We start from the raw sequence: 24,423 nt of genomic DNA, 5'->3' as shown, positions 1-24,423 counted from the left end.
CGTTAGGTTCCCCACGCGATACGGTCCCAGAGCCGTTCGTAGCCGTAGTAGGTGAGCGTCTTCACGACGTTCGTAATCAGGCCAATCGAGAGCGCGTCGCTCACATCCCCCACAACGAGATACGCGACGAGAATCGAGACGCACACCATCACGAGTCGGTAGCAGGCCGTCTTGACGACGACGCGCCGGCGCGCCTGCAGCGGGGCGCGGAGCCGTGACCGAAGTCCCATATCGGGAACGAGACACCCGGAGCAAAGGCTGTTCTGCTACAGTGCCCCGAGCGCGAGCAGCGCGCCCATCCCGACGACGATGGTGGCGAGTACGTCCTCGGTCACGTAGGCGGCGACGGCCGCGAGCAGTCCCGCGAGCACGCGGTCACCCGTGATGAGCTCGACGACGGCCTCCCCCGGTGGCAGTCCGGTCTGTGCGACCGGCGTTCCGTCCACCTGTGCGAGTTCGGGGACGACGAGCGCGGCGAGGACGGCCGCCGGCACGAATCGGAGCGCGTTCTCGACGCCCGCCGGAAGTTCGAGCCGACCGTACAGCGCGATGAACGAGCCGCGAATCGCGTACGTGCCGACCCCGCCGATGAGGATGGCGAGCCAGATGGTCGTGTTCGAGGCGGTCACGGCGGCTCACCCCCGAGGACGGCGTCGGTGGCGACACCGGCGACCACACCCGCGACGGCCCCGACCGGGAGCGCGAGTTCGTACGGTAGGCCGACGGCGACTGTGGTGAGCGTCCCACCGACGAGCGCCGCCATCCCGGTCGCGCCGTCCTCGACTGCGGGGACGAGCAGGGCGAGAAAGACCAACGGGAGCGCAAAATCGAGGGGAAGCCACGGCGGGACGCGTGCCCCGACGACGACGCCGAGGACGGTACAGAGTTGCCAACACACCCACAGCGGGGCGGCGGTGCCGAGATAGTAGCCGATACCTGCGGTCTCGGAGTTGCGGAACTTCGCGAGCGAGAGGGCGTACGCCTGGTCGGTGAGGAGATACGCACCGAGCGCCTTCCACCGACGACGCGCCCGAGCGATGTGCGGGGCAATCGACGCGGAGTACATCACCATCCGGAGATTGATGACGAGCACGGTGCCGACGACGACGGCCAAGGGCGCACCGTCACCGAGCAGGCCGATAGCCGCGAGTTGGGATGCGCCCGCGAAGACGATAACCGAGAGGCCGAGGGCCTGTCCGCCGGTGAGTCCGGCCTCGACGGCGGCCGCGCCGGCGACCAGCCCGAACGGGATGATACCGAGGACGACAGGGGCGGTATCGCGTGCGCCCGTACGGAAGTCTGCGAGAAACGACATACCGGAGTGTGTAAGCGGTCGGTTAGAAGTGTTCCCGTCGCCGTCGGTTCCCGCTTTGGGAAGCCTTTTATGCGAATGGAATCCTACACCGATGTAAGCGGGTTTTCCGGTACAGTGTCCCGCAGTCACTGCGCGTGACTGAGAAACCGTATGACGATTACGTACACAAGCGCCGCGTCGCAGTCTGCAGTTGAGACAGCGCCGCAGCGCGTTCCGGGCCCCACCTACTACCTATGAGCTCAGTAGAGCGGCAACTCGACGACCTACAAGCAGAGATCGAAGACGAGGTTCCTTCGGATATCACTATCTCGGACGTGACCTACGAGGGACCGGAGCTGGTCGTGTATACGCGCGACCCGAAGGAGTTCGCCAGCGACGGCGACCTCGTTCGCCGGCTCGCCTCCAAGCTTCGAAAGCGCATCACCGTTCGGCCGGACCCGGACGTGCTCTCACATCCGCGTGAGGCCGAGGATACGGTCCGTGATATCATCCCCGAGGAAGCCGGCGTCACCGACCTCGATTTCCACACCGACACCGGGGAGATCTTCATCGAAGCCGAGAAGCCGGGGATGGTCATCGGCCGCCACGGCTCCACCCTCCGCGAGATTACCCAGGAGGTCGGCTGGACGCCCGAGGTCGTCCGGACGCCACCAATCGAGTCCTCGACGGTCTCGAACGTCCGGAACTTCCTCAAACAGGAGCGCGAAGAGCGACGTGACATCCTCGAACGCGTCGGCCGCCAGATTCACCGTGAGGAGATGTCCGACGACGAGTGGGTCCGGATTACGACGCTCGGCTGCTGTCGCGAGGTCGGCCGCGCGAGCTTCATCATCTCGACGCCGGAGACGCGCATCCTCGTCGACTGCGGCGACAAACCCGGCGCGGAGGGCGAGGTGCCCTACCTGCAGGTGCCGGAGGCGCTCGGTGCCGGCGCGAACACCATCGACGCGGTCGTGCTCACCCACGCCCACCTCGACCACTCGGCGCTGATTCCGCTCCTGTTCAAGTACGGCTACGACGGCCCGATTTACTGCACGGAACCGACGCGCGACCTGATGGGACTGCTCACGCTCGACTACCTCGACGTGGCGGCCAAGGAGGGGCGCACGCCTCCGTACGAGTCCTCGCAGGTCCGTGAGGCCATCAAACACACCGTCCCCATCGAGTACGGCGACGTGACGGACATCGCGCCGGACGTAAAGCTCACGATGCACAACGCCGGGCACATTCTCGGTTCCGCCGTGAGCCACTTCCACATCGGCGACGGGCTCTACAACGTCGCCTTCTCCGGCGACATCCACTACGACGACACCCGCCTGTTCAACGGTGCCGTCAACGAGTTCCCGCGCGTCGAGACGCTCGTCATGGAGTCGACCTACGGCGGGCGCAACGACTACCAGACCGACCAGGCCGACTCCGAGCGCAGGCTCAAGAAGGTCATCAACGAGGCGTACGAGCGCGACGGCAAGGTCGTGATTCCGGCCTTCGCGGTCGGCCGGTCACAGGAAATCATGCTCGTTCTGGAGGAAGCAATGCGGAGCGGCGACATCCCGGAGATGCCGGTCCACCTCGACGGGATGATTTGGGAGGCGACGGCGATTCACACAACCTACCCCGAATACCTGCGCGATGACCTCCGCGACCGCATCTTCCACGACGACGAGAACCCGTTCCTCGCCGACCAGTTCAACCACATCGACGGCGGCGAGGAGGAGCGACAGGAGGTAGCCGACGGCGGCCCGTGTATCGTGCTCTCCACGTCGGGGATGGTCACCGGCGGTCCCATCATGTCGTGGCTCCACCACTTCGGTCCCGACCCGGACAACCGCCTCGTCTTCGTCGGCTATCAGGCACAGGGGACGCTCGGTCGGCGCATCCAGAACGGCTGGGACGAGATTCCGATGAACGACGGCCGCCGCTCCGGCAACCTCACCCTGAAGATGGACGTGGAGACCGTCGACGGCTTCTCCGGTCACGCCGACCGACAGGGGCTGGAGAACTTCGTGAAGACGATGAATCCGCGCCCGGAGAAGGTGTTGTGTGTCCACGGCGACGAGTCGTCCGTGCAGGACTTCTCCAGCGCGCTGTACCACGAGTACAACATGCGCACCTTCGCCCCGAAGAATCTGGAGACGTTCCGATTTAAGTAGCCCTCCGCTCGGTCGGGGATTCGGTTCTGACGGCGTTACCCTGTTTGGTGTGAATTTGACAGCGACAGCACCGCTCTCGTTGCTTGGCCTCGGGACCAGCACCGCGACACGCCCGGTGCTTTCCGGCTGGTCACGACAGAGCAATCAGAGAAGTCGAAACAAGAGCCCCCAGTCAGACTGTCACCAGACTACTCGACACGAAAGACACACTCGACGGAGCCGCCGTCGGCGAGCCCGTTGACCAGTTCTCGGTCGACTCCCTCGGCGGCGGTGTCGGCGTTCACCATCACCGTCCGGTCGTCGACGTAGTCGCTGGTGCGGGCGACGAGGCTGCGGTCGTCCGCGAAGGAGAGGTCGGGATGGCCGGAGCCGACGATCGTCTGCTCGCGGTCGCCGACACGGAGCGTCGCCTCGATGGTGGCGTCGTGGGACTGACACGCCGCGACGAACGCGGAGTCGAAGTCGGCGGGCGTGGTGTCGGCTTCGATACCCAGGATGCAGTCGCCGGCGGGGGTGAGCCAGTCGTCGCTCGTTAGCTCCCACGTGCTCGCGTGCTCGGCGGCGACGTGCTCGTGGCCGCGTGCGCGAACGGTCTCGGTTTCGGGCATACGCGGAGGTGGCGACGCGGCGACTTCAGCCCGCTGACTCGCCGTTCGTTTATGTATCGCTCCGGAGCGTGTGGTAACGCTTCACGCGGTCGCTGTGGGGTGTGTGAGGCCGTTTCAGCCGTCGCAGGGTGGGAAATCTTTATGTACCAGTGCAAGTAACGTGGAACTACCAGAACGCATCCGGCGTTCAAGCACCGCCAGCCAACCAGAATGACAGGGAATGCACTTGTCCGTGGTTGCTCGTTTTTCAGTAGCTGGCGCTGTACCCGGAGCGGTAATGGAATCGAATACAACTATGAGTGACAGTATCGAAAGCAGCGACAACGTAGAACTCACAGACGACGAACTAGAGACGAACAACAAGGGACAGCTCATCAAGAAGGCTGGTCAACTGCGAGACCGGCGCAACGAGCTGAACCAGCTCGCCTCCGAGCGCGCGTCCAAGCGCGACGAGCTCAACGCCAAGACCCGCGAGAAGGTCGACGAGGCACAAGAGCACCGCGAGAAGCGCGACGAGCTCAACGAGCAGGTCCAAGAGCACAAGGAAAAGCGCAACGAGCTCAACGCCAAGGCCAACGAGCTGTTCGACAAGGTCGACGACCGCAAGGACGACCTCGAACTCTCGGAGGGGAAGTCCGTCGACGACCTCGAAAGCGAAATCGAGGATCTGGAGTTCAAACAGCAGACCGAGGTGCTCTCCACCGAGGACGAGCGCGAGCTCATCGAGGAGATCGAAGAAAAACGCGAGCAGCTGGCCGAGCGAAAGGAGAAGCTCGACCAGTCCGGCGACCTCGAAGCGGTCAAGGAGAAGGCCCAGGAGGTCCGCGCCGAGGCGTCCGAACACCACCAGAAGGTGACGGAGCTCGCCGACAAGGCCCAAGAGCACCACAACCAGATGATCGAGGCCTACCGAGAGGCCGACGAGATTCGCGACGACGCCGACGAGTGGCACGAGAAGTTCGTCGAGGCACAGGAGGCTGCCGACCAGCACCACGACGACTTCGTCCGCGTTCAAAAGCGGCTCCGCGAGCTCGACAAGGAGGAAGAAGACGAAAAGCAGGAGGCCCGCGAGGCCAAGGAAGAGGAGGCCCGCGAGGAGGCCGAGGAAATCTACGAGGCCTTCCAGAACGGCGAGACCCTCGACACCGAGGACCTCATGAAGCTGCAGAAGACCGGCCTGCTGTAATCGCGGTATTTCTCTCTCTGTTTTTACCGACCCGACAGCGGCGGCGTCGGGATTTATCGCCGTGGCTCTACCACTGTCGGTATGAGTCTGGGACGAACACTCGGTCGCGTCGCCGCGCTCGCCGTGAGCGTCGTCGTGGCGGCCGTCGTAAGCTGGTATCTGTTCGTAGAGCAAGTGGCGGACCTCGCGGACCTGCTGGGGATTCTCCTCGTGCTCGCGAGCGTGCTCACCGCACTCCAGCTTGCGAGCCGACTGCTCGACGGGAAGTATCCGGCGTACAACGTCGCAGAGGTGGCAGTCGAGGGACCAATCATGCGCGACGGCGGGGGCGGCACGCTCCCGAGTTCGCCGACGACGCCGGGCGCAGACGAGATTACCGAACAGATCGACCGCGCCGACGAGGACCCCGGCGTGGAGGCGCTGCTCGTGAAGCTGAACACGCCGGGCGGGGCGGTCGTTCCGAGCGACGACATCCGGCTCGCAATCGAGCGGTTCGACGGGCCGGCGATTGCGTACACGACCGACACCTGCGCGTCGGGCGGCTACTGGATTGCGAGCGCCTGTGACGAGCTGTGGGCACGCACCGGCAGCGTCGTCGGCTCCATCGGCGTTCGGGGCTCGCGGTTCACGGCGACGGAGCTGCTCGATACCGCGGGCGTCGAGTACGAGCAGTTCACCGCCGGCGAGTACAAGGAGGCCGGCGTCCCGTTCACCGAACTGGAGGAGGACGAGCGCGAGTACCTCCAGGGGATTGTCGACGGCTACTACGACGAGTTCGTCGACGTGGTCGCAGCGGGCCGCGACCTCGACCCCGAGTTCGTCCGGTCGACGGAGGCGAAGGTGTATCTCGGCCCCGAGGCCGCCGAGCTGGGACTGGTCGACGAGTTGGGGACGCGCCGCGACGTGGAGGAGCAACTCGAAGCGGACCTCGGTGAGGTGACGGTCCGCGAGTTCGAGCCGTCGCGTGGCCCGCTGTCGGCGGTCCGGGGTGGGGCGGCGTCGATGGCGTACGCGTTCGGGCGCGGGGTAACCGACAGCGTGGACGGCGACGCCGAGTTCCGGCTCCGGCGGTAGGCTGAAGACTTTTCACCCGACGTGGCCTCCAACGGAACGTGACGACTCTCGTCGTGTGTGTCGACCGCGCTGGCCTGACCGACGAGCCGGTCATCGGCTGGGAGGCCGTGCGGGCGCTCGTCACCGACATCGGCATCGAGGACCCCGGTGACTCCCGGGTGAACTCGACGCTGGAGGCGCTGAAGGTGACGCGCGACCTGCGCGACGAGAACGAAGACGCAGAGGTGGCGGTGGTGTCGGGCGGCGGTGACGCGGTGAGTGCCGACCGCGCCGTCGCGGCCGGACTCGACACCATCATCGAGCGCGTGAATCCGGATTCGGCGGTCGTGGTCGTCGCGAGCGCCGAGGCCGAGCGGTTGGTCCACATCGTGGAGTCGCGGCTCCGAGTCGACGCCGTCGACCGCGTCGTCGTGCGCCAGAGCCACGACATCGAGTCGACGTACTACGTGCTCAAACAGTTCCTCGCCGACGAGGAGCTGCGGTCGACGGTGCTCGTCCCGCTGGGCGCGACGCTGCTGGCGTTTCCGATACTCCTGTTGCTCGCGGAGTCGGTGACGCTCGCGGTCGCTATCGTCGTCGCCGCGCTGGGCGTGTTCCTGCTGTACAAGGGTCTGGGCGTGGACGAGCTGGCGAACGATCTCCCCGGCCAGATTCGCGAGGCGTTCTACTCCGGGCAGGTGTCGCTCGTCACCTACGTGGTGGCGGCGGGGCTGACCCTCATCGGGGCGTTCGTCGGCGCGATTCCCGCGACCGGGATGGACGACCCGTTCCTCGCGGTGATGGAGTTCGTCTACACCGCGGTGCCGTGGCTGGCGACGGCCGCGCTCGCTGCCTCTGCCGGCCGACTGGCCGACGAACTGCTCGAAGACGAGTCGGTTCGGTCCGCCCTGTTGAACCTCCCCTTCGGCGTGGTCGCGGTCGGACTCGTCGTCCGCGGCTTCGCTGGCTACTTCCTCGAACGCGGTGACGTGCTCGGGCCGGCACGGGTGCCGGCACTCTCCTTCGGGCCGATCTCCGTCGCCCCCTTCGAACTCGCGACGTTAGAGCGACTGGCGCTGTTCGTCGCCGCCAGCCTCGCCGTCTCCGTCTGTGGCATCCTCGTCGTCAGCTACATCACCGACCGCGAGGAGGTCGGCGAGCTGTCCAGTCCGTGACTGCTAAACCCCGAGCGCGCCGTGTCCGGGTATGAACACACCGTGGGTGAGTCTGTTCTCCGGCGGCAAGGACTCCTCGTGGGCGCTGTACCGCGCACTCGAGGCCGGCCACCCGGTCGAGCGACTCGTCACCGTCCACCCGGAGGGGGATTCCTACATGTATCACACGCCGGCGACGCACCTCGCCCGGCTGGCCGCCGAGTCGGTCGGCATCGAGCTACTGGAGGTCGAGCCGTCGGATTTCGAGGCCGACAGCGCCGTCGACTCCGGCGAGCAGGGCGACGCCGAACTCGAACCGCTGGAGCGCGCACTCGAAACGCTGCACGAAGAGTGGGGTGGTATCGGTGGTATCACTGCCGGTGCGGTCGAAAGCGAGTACCAGACCTCGCGCATTCAGGCGATGTGCGACCGGCTCGACGCCGAGCTGTTCGCCCCGCTGTGGCAGGAGGACCCCCGCGAGTTGGCGGACGCGATGCTCGATGCTGGCTTCGAGATTCTCATCATTCAGGTCGCTGCCTACGGGTTAGACGAGTCGTGGCTCGGGCGCACCCTCGACCGCGAGGCCATCGCCGAACTCGAATCGCTCAACGAGGAGTACGGCGTCCACGTCCTCGGAGAGGGCGGCGAGTTCGAGACGTTCGTCGTCGACGGCCCGCACATGGACCGGCGCATCAATCTGGCGTACGAGACGGTGTGGGAAGGTGATCGTGGCCACATCGAGATTACCGACGCGTGGCTTGCCGAACAGTAAGCTGAGCGTGTCCGTGAGCGGAGCAAACGGTTCTTCGAGCCGACCGACGGGAGGCTCGGCTGCAGTTTTGATACAGACTTTTGCTGTGAGTGGCTCCCGCAGTGCGCCGAAGGCGCGCGCGGAAGCCCGAACAGCAAGGAGGTGCTACTCGGTGTTGCCGAGCTGTGAGTGTGCGCCGATGAGCGCGCCCGCGAGGTCGATATCCTCGACTTTCGTCTCCTCGTCGATGATGGAGTCGTGAATCTCACAGTCGAGGACGGTAGCGTTCTCGAAGACGACGGTGTTCGAGAGCGTGGAGTCGACGATGCGGGCACCCGCCATGACGTGGACGTTCTCGCCGATGTCGGAGTCGATGACGACGGCGTCGTCGCTGACGAGAGACTCACCGTCGAGCGCCCACGCGACGGCAGCGAGATACGACTCGGGCGTGCCGATGTCGAACCACGCCTCGTCGAACGGGAACGCGTACACCTCGTCGTGCTCGACGAGCCACTGGATGAACCACCCCGGCTCGTCGGGGTTGTTGCCGTCGGCGAGATACTCCTCGAACCGGAGGCTCTCTTCGGGGAAGGCGTAACACGCGATGGAGACGAGGGAACTCGGCGGGTCGTCCGGCTTCTCCTCGAAGTCGACGACGCGGTCGTCCTCCACGTCGATGACGCCGTAGGAGGTGGCCTTGTCGCGCGAGCCGACGTCGTAGGCAGCGAGCGTCGGGGCGTCGTGTGACTCGAACGCGTCGATGAACTCGGACACGTCGAAGCCGATGAGGTTGTCGCCGGCGATGACGACGAGGTCGTCCGCGACGCCCTCGCGCTCGACGAGCTGGCCGAGCGCGCCGACGACGCCGAACTTCTCCGACTCGCCCGTGGTGTCTTCCACCGAGAGGACGGGCTTCTCGAAGTCGCCCTCGGCGAGGTACGCCTCGAACTCGTCGGCGAAGGCCTCGTTGGTGGAGACGAACACCTCCTCGATGCGGTCGTCGCGTTCCAGTTCGGCGAACACGCGGTCGATGACCGTCGTGTCGCCGATGGGGAGGAGCATCTTCGGGCGGTGTCTGGTGATGGGCCAAAGCCGGGTCGCGTATCCGCCGGCGAGGACGACTGCTTTCATATTCAGTAGGCTCCGAGGGGGATTATCAAGGGCTTTTTCATACACAGGTGCGCACGTGTGCCGCGTGTCTGACACAGTTTTTTAGTAGTTGCTGCGGAACGGACGGTATGACAAGCCTCGCTGACGTGTACGACGGTGGGGCGAGCGGGCCGGGTCGACAGCGGCTCTACGCCGGCCTCGGGCTGTTCGCCGCCGGCGCGGTTGCCACGGTGGTCGGCATCGTGTTCGGAACCTCCTCCGGCGGCGGCGGCGTCGCGGGCTTCGACGTGACGACGACGCGGACGCTCGCGGGCGTGTTCGCCGGGCTTGGCCTGCCGGCGATTTTCCTCGGCGCGATGACCGTCCTCCCGAAGGCCTCACGCGGAATTCGGCTCGCGAGTTGGGCCGGCGCGGTCGTGGCCGTCGCCGGCGTCGTCGCCTTCGTCAGCGTCTACCCGAGCAACTGGTTCGGGATGACGCCCGACTACACCCTCCCCGTGACGGCCGTCTACTTCGTCGGCGTCATCACGACGTTCTGGAGTCTCTTCGTCGCGGTCGCGAACTTCAAGGCGCGCAACGACCCCGGCGGCACCGTCAAGCTGGAGGTCACCCGCGAGGGGAAGACCCGCGTCGTCGAGGTGTCGAACGACCGGCTCCGGCAGGGGCTGGGCGGTATCGGGCTGCTCGGCGAGACGCCCGACGGCGACGCCGAGACACAGACGAACGCTCCGGAGACGACCCGCTCGCGCCAGCAGTCCACGCCGGGGACGGGCGGCGCGCAGGTGCTCGGCTCCGACGGCGGCGCGACGACGGAGTCAATTCAAGAGGTCGACGGGTCCTCGCCGGAGCCGGGCGTCGACCAGCTTTCCACGACATCGGACCGTGAGTCCGCCGTCGGCGACCGCTACTGTGGCAACTGTAGCGAGTTCAAGTACGTCCGCACCGACGACGGTCTGCAGCCGTACTGCGGGCTTCACGAGGAGGTCATGGACGACATGGACGCCTGCTCAGAGTGGACGGCCGACTAAATCGCCGCGAGTCGCTCCTTCATCGAGTCCCAGTGTGACCCTTTCCAGAAGCACTGCCCGCAGTCGCGACACCGCCAGACGGCACACTCGTCCGTCGACGGCGCGTAGTCGGGCGTCGGGTCCCCGTCGGGAACAGCCTCGACCGGTCCGTTGCAGTCACCACAGTAGTCCGGGTCGGGGTCGAGCGAGATGTCGAGTCCGCGGGCCGCGAGTTCGCGCAGCTGGCCGTCGGTGTCGCGCTCGGTGAGACAGACACCCCGGTCGCCGGCCCGCGTTGCCAGTTCGACATCGCGGGTGAGCAGGGTTCGGTCCTCGCGCCGCGCGATGTCGAGCAGGCGGTCGTCGTCCTGTACCCCGCGGTCGAGCGCGTAGGCGGCGTCGTAGCCACACACCCGGAGCATCGTCGCCAGCTTCCCGCACATCACGTCGAGCAGGAACGGGCCGTCGCTCACAGTCCGAGGAAGTCGGCGATTCCGTCGGCGTTTCGCGTGTTGAGCACGTCGTCGGCCTCGGCCCAGCCGCGGCGAGCGGTGTGGACGCCGAACCGGGCGAAATCGAGACTCGACGGCTGGTGGGCGTCGGTGTTGACGACGATGGTCGTGCCGGCCTCGATTGCCTGCTTGACGTAGCCACCCCGGAGGTCGAGCCGGCTCGGATTCGCATTGATTTCAAGCGCGGTATCGTTCGCCGCGGCGGTCTCTGCGATTCGCTCCATATCGAGGTCGAGTCCTTCACGGCGGTTCAGCAGTCGACCGGTCGGGTGACCGAGGATGTTCACCTCGGGGTGTTCGACGGCGGCGACGAGTCGATCGGTTCCGTCACCGTCGAGCGCGGCGTGTGGCGAGGCGACTACGCAGTCGAGGTCCGCGAGCACGTCGTCGGCCACGCTGACGGAGCCGTCCTCGCCGATGTTCGCCTCGACGCCCGTGAACACGCGGAGGTCGGTGTCGCTGGCCGCCTCGCGAACCGTCTCGGCGAGTTCGAGCAGGCCATCGTCGCCGACCCCGACGCCGCCGACCATCCCCGGACCGGTCGCGTGGTCGGTGACGGCGAGATAGTCGTAGCCGCGGTCGGCGGCTCCCTGAATCATCCCGGCAACGGAGTCCTGCCCGTCGGAGGCGTCGGTGTGGAGGTGGAGGTCGCCACGGAGGTCACCCTCCTCGATGAGCGTCGGGAGGTCGCCGGCGGCCGCGGCGTCGATTTCGCCCCTGTCCTCGCGGAGTTCTGGGGGGATGTGTGGCAGATCGAGCGCCTCGTACATCGAGGCCTCGGTCTCGCCGGCGACGCGCTCGCCGACCCGCTGGCCGGCGTCGGGGTCGTCCACCTCCGACACGTCGAAGACGCCGTACTCGTTCACCTTCAGGTCCATATCGAGCGCGCGGTTGCGGACGACGATGTTGTGGTCGCGGCTGCCGGTGAAATACTGGAGCGCGCTTCCCCACTCCTCGGTGACGACGACCCGGAGGTCGACGCGCAGGCCGTCGACGCGCAGACTCGCCTTCGAGGTGCCGGCCTCGATGATCTCACCGTCGAAGTCGGTGAACTGCTCGATTACCGCCTCGCCAGCGTCGCTTGCCGCCAGCACGTCCACGTCACCGACGGTCGGTCGCCAGCGCCGGAGCGACCCGGCGGTGTCGGCGGCCTCGACCGCATCGAGGTCGCGCAGATACGCGAGCAGGCGGTCGGCGAGCGGCTGGGCATCGCCCAGTAGCTCGCGCTGGTGGCTCTCGCGGGCGAAGGGAATCCCGTCGAGGATGTTCTGTTCGGTCGTCGCGCCGAATCCCTTCACTTCCTGAATCTCGCCGGCCTCGGCCGCGGCTTCGAGGTCGTCCAAGTCCTCGATACCGAGCGTCTCGTAGAGGTCGGCCGCGGTCTTCGGTCCGACTCCCTCGACGCGCGTGATGGCCTCGATGTCGACCGGTAGCTCCTCGCGCAACGCTTCCAGTTCCTCGATTTCCCCGGTGTCGAGATACTCGACGACCTTCTGTGCGATGGCGTCGCCGACGCGGTCGATCTGTTTGACGCCCGCGACGCCCTCCTCGGCGAGCGTTTCGATGGCGACGGTGTGGCCGCGGATGTTGTCGGCCGCCTGCCGGTAGGCGCGGGGTTTGTACTCGACGCCGGTGGCCTCAAGCCGGTCTGCCATCTCGTCGAGTCGGTCGGCGACGGCGGCGTTTCGGCTCATCGTCCACCCAACTGCGAGTTATTCTCGTGGCCGAGCGCCTGTTTCAGGAAGTTCAGCCAGCGTTTGGTGTCGGCCGTCTCCTGGCGCTCGCGCTCTCCCTCGATATCCGTCGGCCGGAGCGATTCGAGCGCCGCGAGCGCCCGGTCGATACCGATGATATCTTCGGCCAACTGCTCGCCGTCCGTGAACGTGAGGTCCTCGTCCGTCTCGCCCTCGATGCGCTGTTTGCGCTGGAGTCGCTCCCGTCGGAGGTTCTTCTTCGCGCGCTCGACGCGCTCACGCTCGCCGTCCGGAATCGTATCCCGGCGCTTGATTTCGAAGACGAACTCCTGCAGATCGACCTCCTCGCCCTGCACCTCGATACGGTCGGGGATGGACGCGCCGACGGTGGCGCTCTCGCGCCCGATTCGTTCGAGCAGTATCTCGCGCTCGTACTCCTGCATTGTCCGACGAAACGGCCTCCGCGACCAAAATACGCCCGGCGCGAGCAGCGATAAACGGTATGCTACGATAGCAAATTCGGGTTTTCCGTGTATAGCCGCGATTAGCGGGCGATTGTGAGCGCGTCGGGCACAGCGACGCTGCGCCGGAACGTCGACCGTCGAGCACCACGGCGGAGGTGTACGGGAAGGACTCATGGTCGTCCAGCCCCCAGTCGAGACCACGCAATGGCCCGTATCCGCGGCGCAGCCCTCGTCATCGCCGCTCTCCTCGTGACCGCGACCGTTCCCGGCTTCGCCGTCGGCGCAATTCCGGACAGCCGCGTGACGATTACCGACGCGACCGTCGCGCCGGAGAACCCGACCGCCGGTGCGCCGACGACCGTCTCGGCGACCGTCCGACTCTCCGCCGGCAGCGACTCGGCGGGGACGCTCGAACGCGTCGCCGTCGTCAACGAGACGGGCGCGACGCTCGCGAGCGCGACCGGACTCGGCACGCTCTCGCCGGGTGAGACGCTCACGGTGCCCGTGACGGTCCGGTTCCCCGACCCCGGCGCGCGCGACCTCACCGTCGTCGCGACTGTCTCCGACGCGGACGACGACCAGGCGACGGTCCGCCGGCCCCTGTCCGTCGCCGTCGAGGCAGGCGCGCCGCAGCTAACGACCAACGCGGCGGGACTCACGGCGGGAGCGGAGTCGGACGCGACGGTGACCGTCTCGAATCCCACGGGAGCAGCCCTGCGCGACATCACGGTCGCGTTCACCGACGTTGCGGGTGACCGGACCCGGCGAACGGTGGCGACGCTTCCGGCCGGCGTGAGCCAGTCGCTGAACTTCAGTCTCGCTCCGGCGACCGCCGGCGAGCGCGACCTCACGGTCGAGGCCAGATACACGACGGCCGCAGGCACGCGCGCGACCGCGACTCAAGCCCGGACCGTATCGGTCGCGCCGCTGCGGGATGACGTGGGGGTCCGCGTCGAGCGAGTGACGACAGACCAGCAGTCGGCGGCCGCAGACGCCGGCGGACTGGGCGGCATCGTAGGCGCGCTCGGCGGCGGAAACACCCTCCAATCAGACGACGAGGACGCGACCGGCGGACAGTCGAGTGGCGTCAGGGTGACGGTGACGAACTTCGGGAACGCGGCCATCGAGAGTCCGGTGCTCGTCCCGCGACTCCCGAACGGAACGGTAGCGCCCGGGGTGGGCCGGACTGCCGTCGCCGGCGGTATCGCACCCGGCGCGACCGAGAGCGTGACCGTCGACCTCTCTGGAACCGATGCCGCGACGCTCCGGCTCGCAGTCGAGTACACCGTCGGTGGCGACGCGAGCACCGTCACCCGTCCGTACGACCTCGACCGCGCGACGGGCGCGGTGTCGGTGACGGGGCTGAGTCTCAGCGCCGACGACGACCGCCTCGAACTGTCGGGCAATCTCGGCAACGTCGGCGACGGCGAGGTGCGTGGCGTCGTGGTCGGCGTCGGCGAGAACGAGTACGCGGGCCCGACGTATCCGAACAGGAATCAGTTCCTCGGCACCGTCGGCCCGAGCGAGTTCGCCCCGTTCGAGTTGACCGCACGAATCGACTCGGAGAACGTGACCACCGTCCCGATAACCGTCACCTACACGACCGCCGGTGAGCGACAGACGACGACCGTCGACGTGCCCGTCGCGACCGACGACGACGGCGACGGCGGGCGGTTCCTGAGCGGCGTCGAGGGCACCGTCGTCGGACTCGGCGTCGGGCTGTTGGTCACCCTGCCGCTGGTCGTCTTCGGCGCGCGTCGCTACCGATGAGCGGCGCGGACGAGACCCCGCCGCCGCTGCGACTCGACGGCGTCACGAAGCAGTACGAGGGTGGCGGAGGTACCGTCACCGCCCTCAGCGACGTGAAGTTCACCGTCGAGCGCGGCGAGGTGACCGCCATCATGGGACCGTCCGGCTCGGGCAAGTCGACGATGTTGAACATGCTCGGCCTGCTCGACGACCCGACGACTGGCAGCGTCGAGCTGCTTGGCGAGCCGGTCGCCGCGCTGTCGGCTCGGGAACGGACCGACGTACGCCGCAAGCGCGTCGGCTTCGTGTTCCAGGATTTCCATCTGATTCCGACGCTGTCTGCCGTCGAGAACGTCCGGCTGCCGACCCGGTTTCTCGACGCTGACTACACCGACCGCGCGGTCGACTTGCTCGGCCGGGTCGGTCTCGCCGACCGGCTGGAACACACGCCAGACGAGCTGTCGGGCGGCCAGAAACAGCGGGTCGCCATTGCGCGCTCGCTCATCAACGAACCGGACGTGCTGCTCGCCGACGAACCGACGGGCAACCTCGACCGCGACACCGGCGAAGCCGTGCTCGGAGAGATACAGACCATCGCCGACGGCGGCGTCGGCGTCGTCGCCGTCACCCACGACAGCCTCGTCGGCGAGTACGCCGACCGGACGGTCGAGCTAATCGACGGGGTGCTCGATGGCTAACGAGGAGTCGCTGGCGACGCGGCTGACCCGGCGGTTTCCCGCAGGCTCGCTCGCCGTCCGGAACCTCTCGCGCCAGCGGCTCCGGGCGGGGCTCGCGATGCTCGGTATCGTCATCGGCGTCTTCGCGGTCGTCACGCTCGGGATGCTCGGCACGGCACTCCAGACCGCCGCGCTGGCCGAACTCGGCGGACTCGGCAATCAGGTCATCATCAGTCCCAGCGACGGCGAGGAGAATCTCGGCCCGCGTGAGATACAGGCCATCCGGCAGGCTGCGGCCGGCGGCGGAACCGTCATCCCCCTGAAGTCGGGCGGGGCGAGCGTCTCCGGGCCGAACGGGCAGTCCTTCGCCCAACTGTACGGGACCACACAGCCGGCGGCGCTGTTCGGCGTCGACGACGTGCCCGACACCCTCAGACAGGGGGTCGCGGTCGGTGATGAACTCGCTGCCGGAGTCGGCGCGCGCGTCGGGTCGGCAATCGAAATCGAGGGGAACCGCTACCGCGTGCTCGCGATTATCGACTCCGAGGGGACCTTCTCGCCGATTCGGCCGGGGTCCGCTGTCGTGCTCCCGCCCGACGAGTTCGTCGCCGACGACTACGCACAGGTCGTGGTGCAGGCCGACTCCGCGGACGACGCGCGGGCGATTGCCGACGGCGTCCGCGAGCGGCTGAACAGCCGCCAGGAACGGGTGTCGGTGCTCTCGCTGACGAGCGTGCTCTCGCGGATCACCGAGTTCTTCGCGCTGTTGAACGGGTTCTTGCTCGCCGTGGCCGGCATCTCGCTCGTCGTCGCCGGCGTCTCTATCTTCAACGTGATGTTGATGACGGTCTCCGAGCGCAGGGGGGAAATCGGCGTGCTCCGGGCCGTCGGCATCCACCGCGACGAGGTGCTCCGGACGCTGCTCGTGGAGTCGACGCTGCTCGGGGTCGTGGGCGGGGCACTCGGGGCAGTGCTCGGGGCAGTCGTTGTCGTGGGAGTGGCGCTCGGCACCCGACTCCCGCTGTCTGCCGTGCTCGTGCCGACGAACGGGCTTGTCGTGCTCGGCGCGTTCGGGTTCGGGATGTTGATCGCGCTCGGCGGGGGTCTCTATCCGGCGTACCGAGCGGCGTGGGAGCCGCCGGTCGAATCACTGCGCGGCTAGCGGTCGACACGCCGGTTCGGGCCGAAGCTCCGGGATTCGGCCGTATTGTTTGCTGACTGAGGGGTTTAACAGTGCAGCGAGCGTACGTGAGGCGTGAATCGAGAGACGTTCGTAGGGACGGCGACGATACGCTTCGAGCTACTGGTGACCGTCGCAGCGCTGGCCGGGCTAGTCGCAATCGAGGTTCGTGCGGGGACGGCAAGCACGCTCGTGTTGCCCACGGCAATCGGCATCGGGTTGGCGCTCGGTGTCGGTACGGGCCGGTCGCGGACGAAGGCGACCTCGACGCGTCCGCTCGAGGTCGCTGCGGCGCTCTTCGTGGTCGCGTTCGGCTGGTGGGTCGTCGGGACGACGCCGTGGCTGGTGGCGACGATGGGGTGGGTCCTCATCGGCCGGCTGGCGGTCGCCGGACTCGGAATCGGTCGGCGGCGAAACCGCGCCCGCCGTGTCGAACAGGTCTGAGCGACCGAACGCGGACGGAGTCGGAACACAGATGTGGGAGGCTCGGGCGTATCTGCTTCCGAGAGCGGAACACAGTTACTCGGCGGTGACGGAGAGTCGGTATGCTTGCTGTCGTCGTCTCGCGTGCGGACAAAGCTTCAGAACACATCGGCGAGCAGCTGCTCGCGCTCGGCTCGTGGACGGAACACGAGGACGCGAGCCGGCCGGACGCCGAGGGTGGCGGGACGGTGTACCGAACCGACGGCATCGAACTCCGGACGTTCGAGGAACTCCACATCCACGCCGAGGGACTCGTGTCGGCGTTCGAGGCCCCCGACCGCCTGTTCGTCGCCAGCCGGCACGCCGGCGACACCGGACCGCTGTTGACGACCCACCCGACCGGGAATCCCGGACCGGCCGAACACGGCGGCGACAACGCCAGTTTCGCCCGCGCGGACCCGGATTCGCTCGCGGCGCTGCTCGATGCGTTCGACGAGTACGCGCCCGACGGCTACGGGACGGCAATCGAGTGTACCCACCACGGACCGACCGACATCGACTGTCCCTCGCTGTTCGTGGAACTCGGAAGCGACGACGAGCAGTGGGACGACCCCGCCGGCGCGCGCGCCGTCGCACGGGCAATTTTCGACGCGAGAGACGCTCCGGCGACACGGCGGCCGTTCGTCGGCGTCGGCGGCGGCCACTACGTCCCGCGATTCGAGCGCATCACCCGCGAGACGGACTGGTCGCCGGGCCACATGCTCGCGGACTGGTCGCTCGACGAGATGGCGCATCCCCGGGAGGCCGAGGCGACGATTCGGGCCGCCTTCGAGCGGTCCGGCGCGCGCCACGCCGTCGTGGAGGGTGACCATCCCGTCCTGTGTGAGGTCATCGAGTCGCTCGGTTACCGCGTCGTGAGCGAGACGTTCACGCAGACGACGGACGGCGTCCCGCTCTCGACCGTCGAGACCGTCGAGGCGGCCGTCACGACGGTCGATGACGGGCTCCGATTCGGTACGCCGGCGACCGGCTACGAGGGCGAGGTCGTCGTCCGAACGCTGCCAGAGTCGCTGGCGAGCGAGGCGGCGAACATCGACACCGATGCGGCGCGGGCGGCCGTCGCGAGCGCGGCGGTGGCGTTCGAGACCGAGGAGGGCGGAACCCGGCCGATCGGGCGGGTAGCACTCGCCGAGGAGTCGGCGTTCGACGCTATCGTTGAGGCGTTGGCCGACGTGTTGCGCGACAGCTACGAGTCGGTCGAGGTGACCGACGAGGCCGTCCTCGCGCGCGACCAGCAGTTCAAGCCGGAGAAGGCCGCGACCCTCGGCGTGGGGGAGGGACCGGCCTTCGGTGCGCTGGCCGCCGGCGAGTCGGTCGAAGTGGACGGCCGCACCATCGACCCCGAGGTCGTCCACGAGACGCGCGAAGAGCGGTTCCCGGTGAAGTCATAAGCCGAAGTCGGCCGGCGCTGCCTCCGAGACGGACGGCAGCCGTCGGAGCGGCGTCCGGACGGCGAGATACGGCGCGGCGAGTCCGAATCCGAGCGCCGCCAGCGCGAGCGTCACCTCGATACCGAGTGCAGTGCCGACGACCCCGCCGACGAGCGAGCCGAGCGGGAGTGTCGCGCCCGAGGCGGTTCCTTTGACCGCGGAGACGCGCCCGAGCACCTCGGTCGGAAACAGCTGCTGGCGGAGTGTCGAGGAGAGCACGCCGCTGATACCGACCGGAACCCACGCGAGCCCGAACAGCCCGACCGTGAGCGCGGGACCGGACACGAGAACGGACGCGAGCCACGCGAGTCCGCTGACCGCGTTGCCGGCGATGGAGAAGCGCCCGTAGGGGACCGTCTCGAAGCGCGGGCCGAGCACGGAGCCGACGAGCCGGCCGATACCGAGCGCGCCCAGCATCGCGCCGTAGACGACCGCCCCGTCGAGCGGAACGTCGAGCAGTCTCGCCCCGTCGAGACTCGCCCCGAAGGCGGGGAGGATTGCCAGCGTCACGCCGGTCGTGAAGTTGGCGAGAGCGGTCAGGGCGGTGAGTTCGACGAACGCCGTGCCACGGAGCACGTCGACGCCGACCCGGAGGTCGGCCAGATACTCGCGCAGGCGGGTGGTGTCCGCGTCGGTCGTGTCGTCCTCGTCGGCGGGCTCGGGGAGCGGCGCGACCGTCACCGTGGCGAACAGGACGGCGGCGAGCGCGAACGTGCCGGCGTCGACGAGAAACAGCGTCGTCGCGCCGAACACGGCGATGAACGCGCCGCCGACCGCGTCGAACACCATGTCGAGGCCGAGCGTGACGGTCGCGAGCGCGGAGTTCGCCCGCGAGAGCTGGCTGTCGGCGACGATGCGAGGAAGCAGCGCCGACTCCATCGGGGCCATCACGAGCGAGGCGACCATCAGCGTCACCGCGACGGCGAGGATGACATCGACGGTCAGCCCCCCGGTCGCGTGCGCGAGCGGAAGCACGAGCACGACTGCCCCCTGCGTGAGTTGGGAGCCGACGAGCAGCGGTCGGAGTGGGAGTCGGTCGACGAACGGGCCGGCGAGTGCCTGCAACAGCCACGGCAACAGGAGAATCGCGTTGACCGCCCCGACGACGGCAGACGACCCCGTGAGCTGGAGGGTGAGCCACAGCAGGGCGACGGTGTAGAGGCTGTCGCCGGCGTTCGTCGCGAACTGGCCGGCGAGGAAGGCGACGAAGCTCCGATTCCGCCAGACGGAGCCGTCGCTCATTGGTCCCCCCGTGACCGCGTGGTTGTCGAGCGATGCGAGTGGTCGAGTGGCCGCGGCTGCGGCCGGTGATATGGCGTCATTCGCGTGCGGATAGCTGGTAATCGAAAACGAGACGGGTGCTGCAGCTATCCGGCCGGTCGACTGGCTGGCGGCGCGAGCGGGTCGAACACGACAGCGCGCCGGCTCATAGTCGAACATTCTGAGCCGGCTACTTAGCCCTAACGCGTTCGTGGTATACAGTAGCACGCAAAACAGCAATCAGTTATATGCCAGCCCACACACGAGAGGGTATGCGATTCGATGACACGACGGTGTTCGTCACCGGCGGCGCGAGCGGAATCGGACGGGAGAGCGCGCGACGGTTCGCCCGCGAGGGCGCGACGGTCGTGGCGGCCGACATCGACGCCGACGGGGCGGCCGAGACGGCCGAACAGATTGCCGAGTCGGACGTGGCCGGCACGGCCGAGTCGGTCGAACTCGACGTGACCGACGCCGACGCGGTCCGAGACGCAGTCGACGCGACCGTCGAGGCGCACGGGCTCGACGTGATGGTGAACAACGCCGGCATCTCGCACACGAGCGGGCCGATGGAGGAGGTGTCGCTGACGGACCGCGACCGCGTCTTCGGGGTGAACGCGATGGGCGTCTGGAACGGCTGTCGGGCCGCGATTCCGCACCTGAAAGAGCAGGGCTCCGGAAACATCGTCAACACGGCGTCGCTTGCGGGCGTCATCGGCCAACCGTGGTCGAGCGCGTACGCCTTCACGAAGGGTGGCGTCGCGAAATTCACGCGCTCCATCGCCGGCGAACTCGGACGCTATGGCGTCAGAGCCAACGCCGTCTGTCCCGGATTCACCGACACGCCGATGGTGCAGGGTGGACTCGAAGATCACGAAGACCCTGAGGCGGCCCGCGAATCCCTCGAATCGCAGTACGCGCTCAAACGCATCGGTGAACCGGAGGAGATTGCCGGCGCAATCACCTTCCTCGCGAGCGACGACGCCTCCTTCGTGACGGGCCACGAGCTGGTGGTTGACGGCGGCTACTCGGCGTTGTAGGTCTGGTCGTCGAATCGGCGTTCTTTTCGTACAAGATAGTCAGCAAGTGGCCAGTATGAGGCTGGGCTATCTATTCTATATCGTGGCATTTGATTTATGACTGCTGTTCGGTCGACCTGCGTCCGAACGGCAAAATCCCGGTGTCTGTTGCCGAAACAGGGAAAGATACAATACCTGCATGGCGCAAACGGAGGCATAATGGATTCCATCATCGACGACGCCATCGACGAAGCCGAGGAGACGGCCGACGAGGAGTCGGCCCCGCCTACGGAGTCGACACCGGTCGAGACAGACGAATCCCCGAGCGCGTCGGGGACTATGACGGACGACGAGCTCGCGAGCGTCGTCAAGGACTTAGAGACGAAGATTACCGTCGTCGGCTGTGGCGGCGCGGGCGGCAACACCGTCACCCGGATGGCACAGGAGGGAATCCACGGCGCGAAGCTGGTCGCCGCCAACACGGACGCACAGCATCTCGCCACCGAAGTCGAGGCCGACACGAAGATTCTCATGGGTCGCCAGCGCACGGGCGGGCGCGGTGCCGGCTCGGTGCCCCGCATCGGCGAGGAAGCCGCACAGGAGAACATCGAAGACATTCAGGCATCGATCGAGGACTCGGACATGGTGTTCATCACCGCCGGGCTCGGCGGCGGAACCGGCACCGGGAGCGCCCCGGTCGTCGCACAGGCCGCACAGGAGCAGGACGCGCTCACCATCTCCATCGTGACGGTTCCGTTCACGGCGGAGGGCGAACGACGGCGCGCGAACGCCGACGCCGGGCTGGAGCGACTTCGCGCTGTCTCGGATACGGTCATCGTCATCCCGAACGACCGACTGCTGGATTACGCGCCGAATCTCCCGCTGCAGGACGCGTTCAAAATCTGTGACCGCGTGTTGATGCGCTCGGTCAAGGGGATGACCGAACTCATCACGAAGCCCGGGCTGGTCAACGTGGACTTCGCCGACGTGAAGACCATCATGGAAAACGGCGGCGTCGCGATGATCGGGCTCGGTGAGTCCGACTCCGAGAACAAAGCACAGGACTCGATTCGGTCGGCGCTCCGGTCGCCCCTGCTCGACGTGGAGTTCGACGGCGCGAACTCCGCGCTCGTCAACGTCGTCGGCGGTCCGGACATGTCCATCGACGAGGCGGAGGGGGTCGTCGAGGAGATCTACGACCGCATCGATCCCGACGCCCGCATCATCTGGGGCGCGTCGGTCAACAACGAGTTCGACGGGAAGATGGAGACGATGATCGTCGTCACCGGCGTCGAGTCGCCCCAGATCTACGGCAAGAGCGAGGCCGAACGCGAGCAGGCAAGCCAGCGTGACGTCGGCGCGGGCGGTCGGCGCGCGGGCGACCGCTCGCCGAGCGAGTCGGCGGAGCGGACGACGGACAACGACGAAACGGAGTTCATCAACTGAGCGTTCGTCTCGATTCGGGTGACGACGGAGACCAACAGGTATAGAAAGCCAGCCGCGGAACGACACCTATGGACGTACCTTTCGACCTGAACAGCTACGTGCGGGTGCTGAAGCTGGCGAGCACCCCGTCGTGGGAGGAGTTCTCCCGCGTCGCACTCATCGCCGGTGCCGGTGTCGCGCTGGTCGGCCTGCTCGGATTCGTCATCTTCCTGCTGATGTCGTTCGTGCCGGGGGCTGGTCTCTGATGGGGATTTTCGCCGTCAAGACCACGGCCTCACAGGAGCGCACCGTCGCCGACATGATCATGAGCAAGGAGGAGGAGTCGATTCACGCCGCGCTCGCGCCCGACTCGCTCACCTCCTACGTCATGGTCGAGGCCGACGACAGCTCCGTCTTCGAGCGCATCCTCGACGAGATCCCCCACTCCCGCGGCGTCGTCCCCGGCGAGTCCGGCATCGCGGAGGTCGAGCACTTCCTCTCTCCGAAGCCGGACGTGGAGGGAATCGCAGAAAGCGACATCGTCGAACTCGTCGCCGGTCCGTTCAAGGGCGAGAAGGCGCAGGTCCAGCGCATCGACGAGGGGAAAGACCAGGTCACCGTCGAGCTGTACGAGGCGACCGTTCCGATTCCGGTCACCGTGCGTGGCGACCAGATTCGCGTTCTCGACTCCGAGGAACGGTAAGCTGTCTTCCTGACTGGGCGTTTCTCTCGCTGTTTCTGTGCTCGATATCATCGAGTGTCGCTTACTGGTTATTTGCCATTCTCAGCCCGAAAGCCCCGCCCGACCGCACCGCCCACGAGCCTCCCCAGCCGACTCGCTCACTTCATTCGCCGTTCGTCCACTGTCAGCGCACGCGCTGACAAGCTGTCGCCCTCGCGACGACCTCGCGCTGACTCGCGCGCACAGGGCGCGCTCGGGCCACGACATCGCACGCTGAGAATCAGTCCGACCACGACGTTCATATCGCCGGCGGGCGACCGTCGACTGTGACCACACGCCGCGCGTACGGCCTCACGCTGTTGGCCGCCCTCACCTACACGTCCTTGATGTTCTGTTGGTTCACGCTGCCGGCGTATCTCTCGACGATTCAGACGGAACTCACGCTGACGGGCACGCAGGCCGGGCTGGTCGCCGGCGCGGTCCCGCTCGTCTACATCCCCCTCGCGCTCGTCTCCGGGCTAGTCGTGGACAGGGTCGGCGCGGGGCGGAGCCTCTCCGTCGGGCTGGCTATCGTCGCCGTCGCACAGATGGCCCGGAGCGTGGCGGGCGGCTTCCCGTCGCTGTTGGCCGCGACGCTTCTGCTCGGTGTCGGGGCGACGGCCATCACGTTCGGCCTCCCGAAGCTCGTCTCGACGCTGTTCCCGGCCGGCGAGACCGGCGCGGCCTCGTCGCTGTATCTGCTGTGCGCCTCCGCTGGAACGGCAGGCGCGTTCTCCGTCGGGCGACCGATACTCGGTCCCGCACTCGGCGGGTGGCGACCACTCTTCCTCGCGAGTGGAGCCGTCGCGCTCGGATACGCACTCGTGTGGGCGCTCGTGGCGCGGGCGGCCGTGCCCGCCGCTGAGACGGACAGCGACTTTCAGTTGGAGTCGCTCACTGCCGACCTCCGGGCGATTCTCTCGAACCCGGCCCTCCGGCTGGTCGTCGTGCTCGGCGTCGTCTACCTCTCCGTGCTCCACGGGCTCCAGGGGTGGCTGCCGACGATACTCGAGTCCCGCGGAATGGCGAGCGGGACGGCCGGCCAGACCGCCACGCTGCTCGTCGTTGCGAACGCGGCCGGCATCCTGACGATACCGGTGCTCGCAGACCGCTACGACGCGCGGCGGGTGGCCGTCGTCTGCTGTGGCGCGGCCGTGGCGGTCGGCGTCGCGACCATCGCCCGAACCGGCGTCGGCGTGGCGCTGCTCGCCGGTATCGTCTGCACCGGACTCGGCGTCGGCGGACTCTCGCCGTTGGTACGGGCGATTCCACCCGAACTCGACGGCATCGGGCCGCGGCTGACGGGCGTGGCCGTCGGCTTCGTCTTCGCGGGCGGCGAGGTCGGTGGCTTCGGCGGCCCGGTCGTCATCGGTGCGCTCTACGACGCGACCGGAACCTACGCGACGGGGTTGGGACTGCTGTGTCTCGGCGGGCTCGCGGCTGTCGCGGCAGGGAGTCGACTGGACGTGTAGGCG

The 24,423-nt window shown here is 67.4% G+C and carries 25 protein-coding genes; 16 read left to right on the top strand and 9 right to left on the bottom strand.

Annotated elements, in window-relative coordinates:
* Positions 1-2: 2 nt before the first annotated feature.
* The 3 genes from DM818_RS09105 to DM818_RS09095 are packed head-to-tail and all read right to left on the bottom strand — an operon-like array spanning position 3 to position 1,315.
* Positions 3-230 carry a DUF2061 domain-containing protein gene (locus tag DM818_RS09105; RefSeq protein ID WP_123124336.1) on the bottom strand — a complete coding sequence of 76 codons (228 nt, stop codon included), beginning with the start codon at positions 228-230 and terminating at the stop codon, positions 3-5.
* Between the two features lie 36 nt (positions 231-266).
* On the bottom strand, positions 267-629 hold the full coding sequence (locus DM818_RS09100; RefSeq protein WP_123124337.1) for an AzlD domain-containing protein: 363 nt from the start codon (positions 627-629) through the stop codon (positions 267-269).
* Positions 626-1,315 carry an AzlC family ABC transporter permease gene (locus DM818_RS09095; protein ID WP_123124338.1) on the bottom strand — a complete coding sequence of 230 codons (690 nt, stop codon included), beginning with the start codon at positions 1,313-1,315 and terminating at the stop codon, positions 626-628. The genes DM818_RS09100 and DM818_RS09095 overlap by 4 nt, the downstream gene beginning before the upstream one ends.
* Before the next feature lie 233 nt (positions 1,316-1,548).
* Between DM818_RS09095 and DM818_RS09090 the strand changes: the two genes are divergently transcribed.
* Positions 1,549-3,465 (top strand): beta-CASP ribonuclease aCPSF1, encoded by a 1,917-nt coding sequence (locus tag DM818_RS09090; RefSeq protein ID WP_153952602.1) that lies wholly within the window; start codon positions 1,549-1,551, stop codon positions 3,463-3,465.
* A 188-nt stretch (positions 3,466-3,653) separates the two neighbouring features.
* Here the strand turns inward: DM818_RS09090 and DM818_RS09085 are convergent, their stop codons facing one another.
* Positions 3,654-4,073 carry a DUF371 domain-containing protein gene (locus tag DM818_RS09085; RefSeq protein WP_075937076.1) on the bottom strand — a complete coding sequence of 140 codons (420 nt, stop codon included), beginning with the start codon at positions 4,071-4,073 and terminating at the stop codon, positions 3,654-3,656.
* A gap of 295 nt (positions 4,074-4,368) precedes the next feature.
* Here DM818_RS09085 and DM818_RS09080 point away from each other — a divergent pair, with 295 nt between their 5' ends.
* The 4 genes from DM818_RS09080 to DM818_RS09065 all read left to right on the top strand — a co-directional run bounded on the left by DM818_RS09080 (position 4,369) and on the right by DM818_RS09065 (position 8,238).
* Positions 4,369-5,259, top strand: a complete 891-nt coding sequence (locus tag DM818_RS09080) for a coiled-coil protein (protein WP_075938413.1) — start codon at positions 4,369-4,371, stop codon at positions 5,257-5,259.
* 81 nt (positions 5,260-5,340) lie between these two features.
* Positions 5,341-6,333 (top strand): signal peptide peptidase SppA, encoded by a 993-nt coding sequence (sppA, locus tag DM818_RS09075; protein ID WP_075937077.1) that lies wholly within the window; start codon positions 5,341-5,343, stop codon positions 6,331-6,333.
* Positions 6,334-6,371: 38 nt separating this feature from the next.
* A complete protein-coding gene (locus DM818_RS09070; protein WP_075937078.1) occupies positions 6,372-7,487 on the top strand; it encodes a DUF373 family protein in 1,116 nt (371 codons plus the stop codon).
* A gap of 31 nt (positions 7,488-7,518) precedes the next feature.
* Positions 7,519-8,238, top strand: a complete 720-nt coding sequence (locus tag DM818_RS09065) for a diphthine--ammonia ligase (protein ID WP_075937079.1) — start codon at positions 7,519-7,521, stop codon at positions 8,236-8,238.
* A gap of 144 nt (positions 8,239-8,382) precedes the next feature.
* On the opposite strand, the gene DM818_RS09060 is transcribed toward DM818_RS09065, so the two are convergent.
* A complete protein-coding gene (locus tag DM818_RS09060; RefSeq protein ID WP_075937080.1) occupies positions 8,383-9,348 on the bottom strand; it encodes a sugar phosphate nucleotidyltransferase in 966 nt (321 codons plus the stop codon).
* A gap of 107 nt (positions 9,349-9,455) precedes the next feature.
* Between DM818_RS09060 and DM818_RS09055 the strand changes: the two genes are divergently transcribed.
* Positions 9,456-10,355: a DUF7139 domain-containing protein gene (locus DM818_RS09055; RefSeq protein ID WP_075937081.1), complete on the top strand. Its 900-nt coding sequence runs from the start codon at positions 9,456-9,458 to the stop codon at positions 10,353-10,355.
* Here DM818_RS09055 and DM818_RS09050 read toward each other — a convergent pair.
* Genes DM818_RS09050 through DM818_RS09040 form a run of 3 tightly spaced genes read right to left on the bottom strand, consistent with a single transcriptional unit; the run spans position 10,352 to position 12,983 of the window.
* Positions 10,352-10,807 carry a Mut7-C RNAse domain-containing protein gene (locus DM818_RS09050; RefSeq protein WP_233571966.1) on the bottom strand — a complete coding sequence of 152 codons (456 nt, stop codon included), beginning with the start codon at positions 10,805-10,807 and terminating at the stop codon, positions 10,352-10,354. The two genes, DM818_RS09055 and DM818_RS09050, sit on opposite strands and share 4 nt — an antisense overlap.
* Positions 10,804-12,540, bottom strand: coding sequence for a helix-hairpin-helix domain-containing protein (locus tag DM818_RS09045; protein ID WP_153952601.1), 1,737 nt, complete (start codon positions 12,538-12,540; stop codon positions 10,804-10,806). Before DM818_RS09045 ends, DM818_RS09050 begins: the two co-directional genes overlap by 4 nt.
* Positions 12,537-12,983: a DUF5788 family protein gene (locus DM818_RS09040; protein WP_123124339.1), complete on the bottom strand. Its 447-nt coding sequence runs from the start codon at positions 12,981-12,983 to the stop codon at positions 12,537-12,539. Before DM818_RS09040 ends, DM818_RS09045 begins: the two co-directional genes overlap by 4 nt.
* 225 nt (positions 12,984-13,208) lie before the next feature.
* Between DM818_RS09040 and DM818_RS09035 the strand changes: the two genes are divergently transcribed.
* From DM818_RS09035 to DM818_RS09015, 5 genes are all read left to right on the top strand, one after another.
* Positions 13,209-14,774 (top strand): hypothetical protein, encoded by a 1,566-nt coding sequence (locus tag DM818_RS09035; protein ID WP_153952600.1) that lies wholly within the window; start codon positions 13,209-13,211, stop codon positions 14,772-14,774.
* Positions 14,771-15,451 (top strand): ABC transporter ATP-binding protein, encoded by a 681-nt coding sequence (locus tag DM818_RS09030; RefSeq protein WP_123124340.1) that lies wholly within the window; start codon positions 14,771-14,773, stop codon positions 15,449-15,451. Before DM818_RS09035 ends, DM818_RS09030 begins: the two co-directional genes overlap by 4 nt.
* Positions 15,444-16,592 carry an ABC transporter permease gene (locus DM818_RS09025; protein WP_153952599.1) on the top strand — a complete coding sequence of 383 codons (1,149 nt, stop codon included), beginning with the start codon at positions 15,444-15,446 and terminating at the stop codon, positions 16,590-16,592. Before DM818_RS09030 ends, DM818_RS09025 begins: the two co-directional genes overlap by 8 nt.
* A gap of 93 nt (positions 16,593-16,685) precedes the next feature.
* Complete coding sequence (locus DM818_RS09020) at positions 16,686-17,054, top strand: hypothetical protein (RefSeq protein ID WP_123124341.1); 369 nt, start codon at positions 16,686-16,688, stop codon at positions 17,052-17,054.
* A gap of 101 nt (positions 17,055-17,155) precedes the next feature.
* A complete protein-coding gene (locus tag DM818_RS09015) occupies positions 17,156-18,484 on the top strand; it encodes a D-aminoacyl-tRNA deacylase (RefSeq protein WP_123124342.1) in 1,329 nt (442 codons plus the stop codon).
* On the opposite strand, the gene DM818_RS09010 is transcribed toward DM818_RS09015, so the two are convergent.
* Positions 18,479-19,765, bottom strand: a complete 1,287-nt coding sequence (locus DM818_RS09010; protein ID WP_075937089.1) for an MFS transporter — start codon at positions 19,763-19,765, stop codon at positions 18,479-18,481. The two genes, DM818_RS09015 and DM818_RS09010, sit on opposite strands and share 6 nt — an antisense overlap.
* 290 nt (positions 19,766-20,055) lie before the next feature.
* Between DM818_RS09010 and DM818_RS09005 the strand changes: the two genes are divergently transcribed.
* From DM818_RS09005 to DM818_RS08985, 5 genes are all read left to right on the top strand, one after another.
* Positions 20,056-20,823 carry an SDR family NAD(P)-dependent oxidoreductase gene (locus tag DM818_RS09005; protein WP_075937090.1) on the top strand — a complete coding sequence of 256 codons (768 nt, stop codon included), beginning with the start codon at positions 20,056-20,058 and terminating at the stop codon, positions 20,821-20,823.
* Between the two features lie 198 nt (positions 20,824-21,021).
* A complete protein-coding gene (gene ftsZ / locus DM818_RS09000) occupies positions 21,022-22,248 on the top strand; it encodes a cell division protein FtsZ (RefSeq protein ID WP_079988886.1) in 1,227 nt (408 codons plus the stop codon).
* Positions 22,249-22,316: 68 nt separating this feature from the next.
* Positions 22,317-22,493 carry a protein translocase SEC61 complex subunit gamma gene (locus DM818_RS08995; RefSeq protein ID WP_075937091.1) on the top strand — a complete coding sequence of 59 codons (177 nt, stop codon included), beginning with the start codon at positions 22,317-22,319 and terminating at the stop codon, positions 22,491-22,493.
* Positions 22,493-22,930 (top strand): transcription elongation factor Spt5, encoded by a 438-nt coding sequence (locus DM818_RS08990; protein WP_075937092.1) that lies wholly within the window; start codon positions 22,493-22,495, stop codon positions 22,928-22,930. The genes DM818_RS08995 and DM818_RS08990 overlap by 1 nt, the downstream gene beginning before the upstream one ends.
* A 305-nt stretch (positions 22,931-23,235) precedes the next feature.
* Positions 23,236-24,420, top strand: coding sequence for an MFS transporter (locus DM818_RS08985; protein WP_123124343.1), 1,185 nt, complete (start codon positions 23,236-23,238; stop codon positions 24,418-24,420).
* Positions 24,421-24,423 lie beyond the last annotated feature (3 nt).

This window comes from Halosegnis longus (genome assembly GCF_009663395.1).
Classification (GTDB): Archaea; Halobacteriota; Halobacteria; order Halobacteriales; family Haloarculaceae; genus Halosegnis; species Halosegnis longus.
Note: the sequence above shows the minus strand (reverse complement) of the source record. Positions and strands in the feature narration are given on the sequence as shown.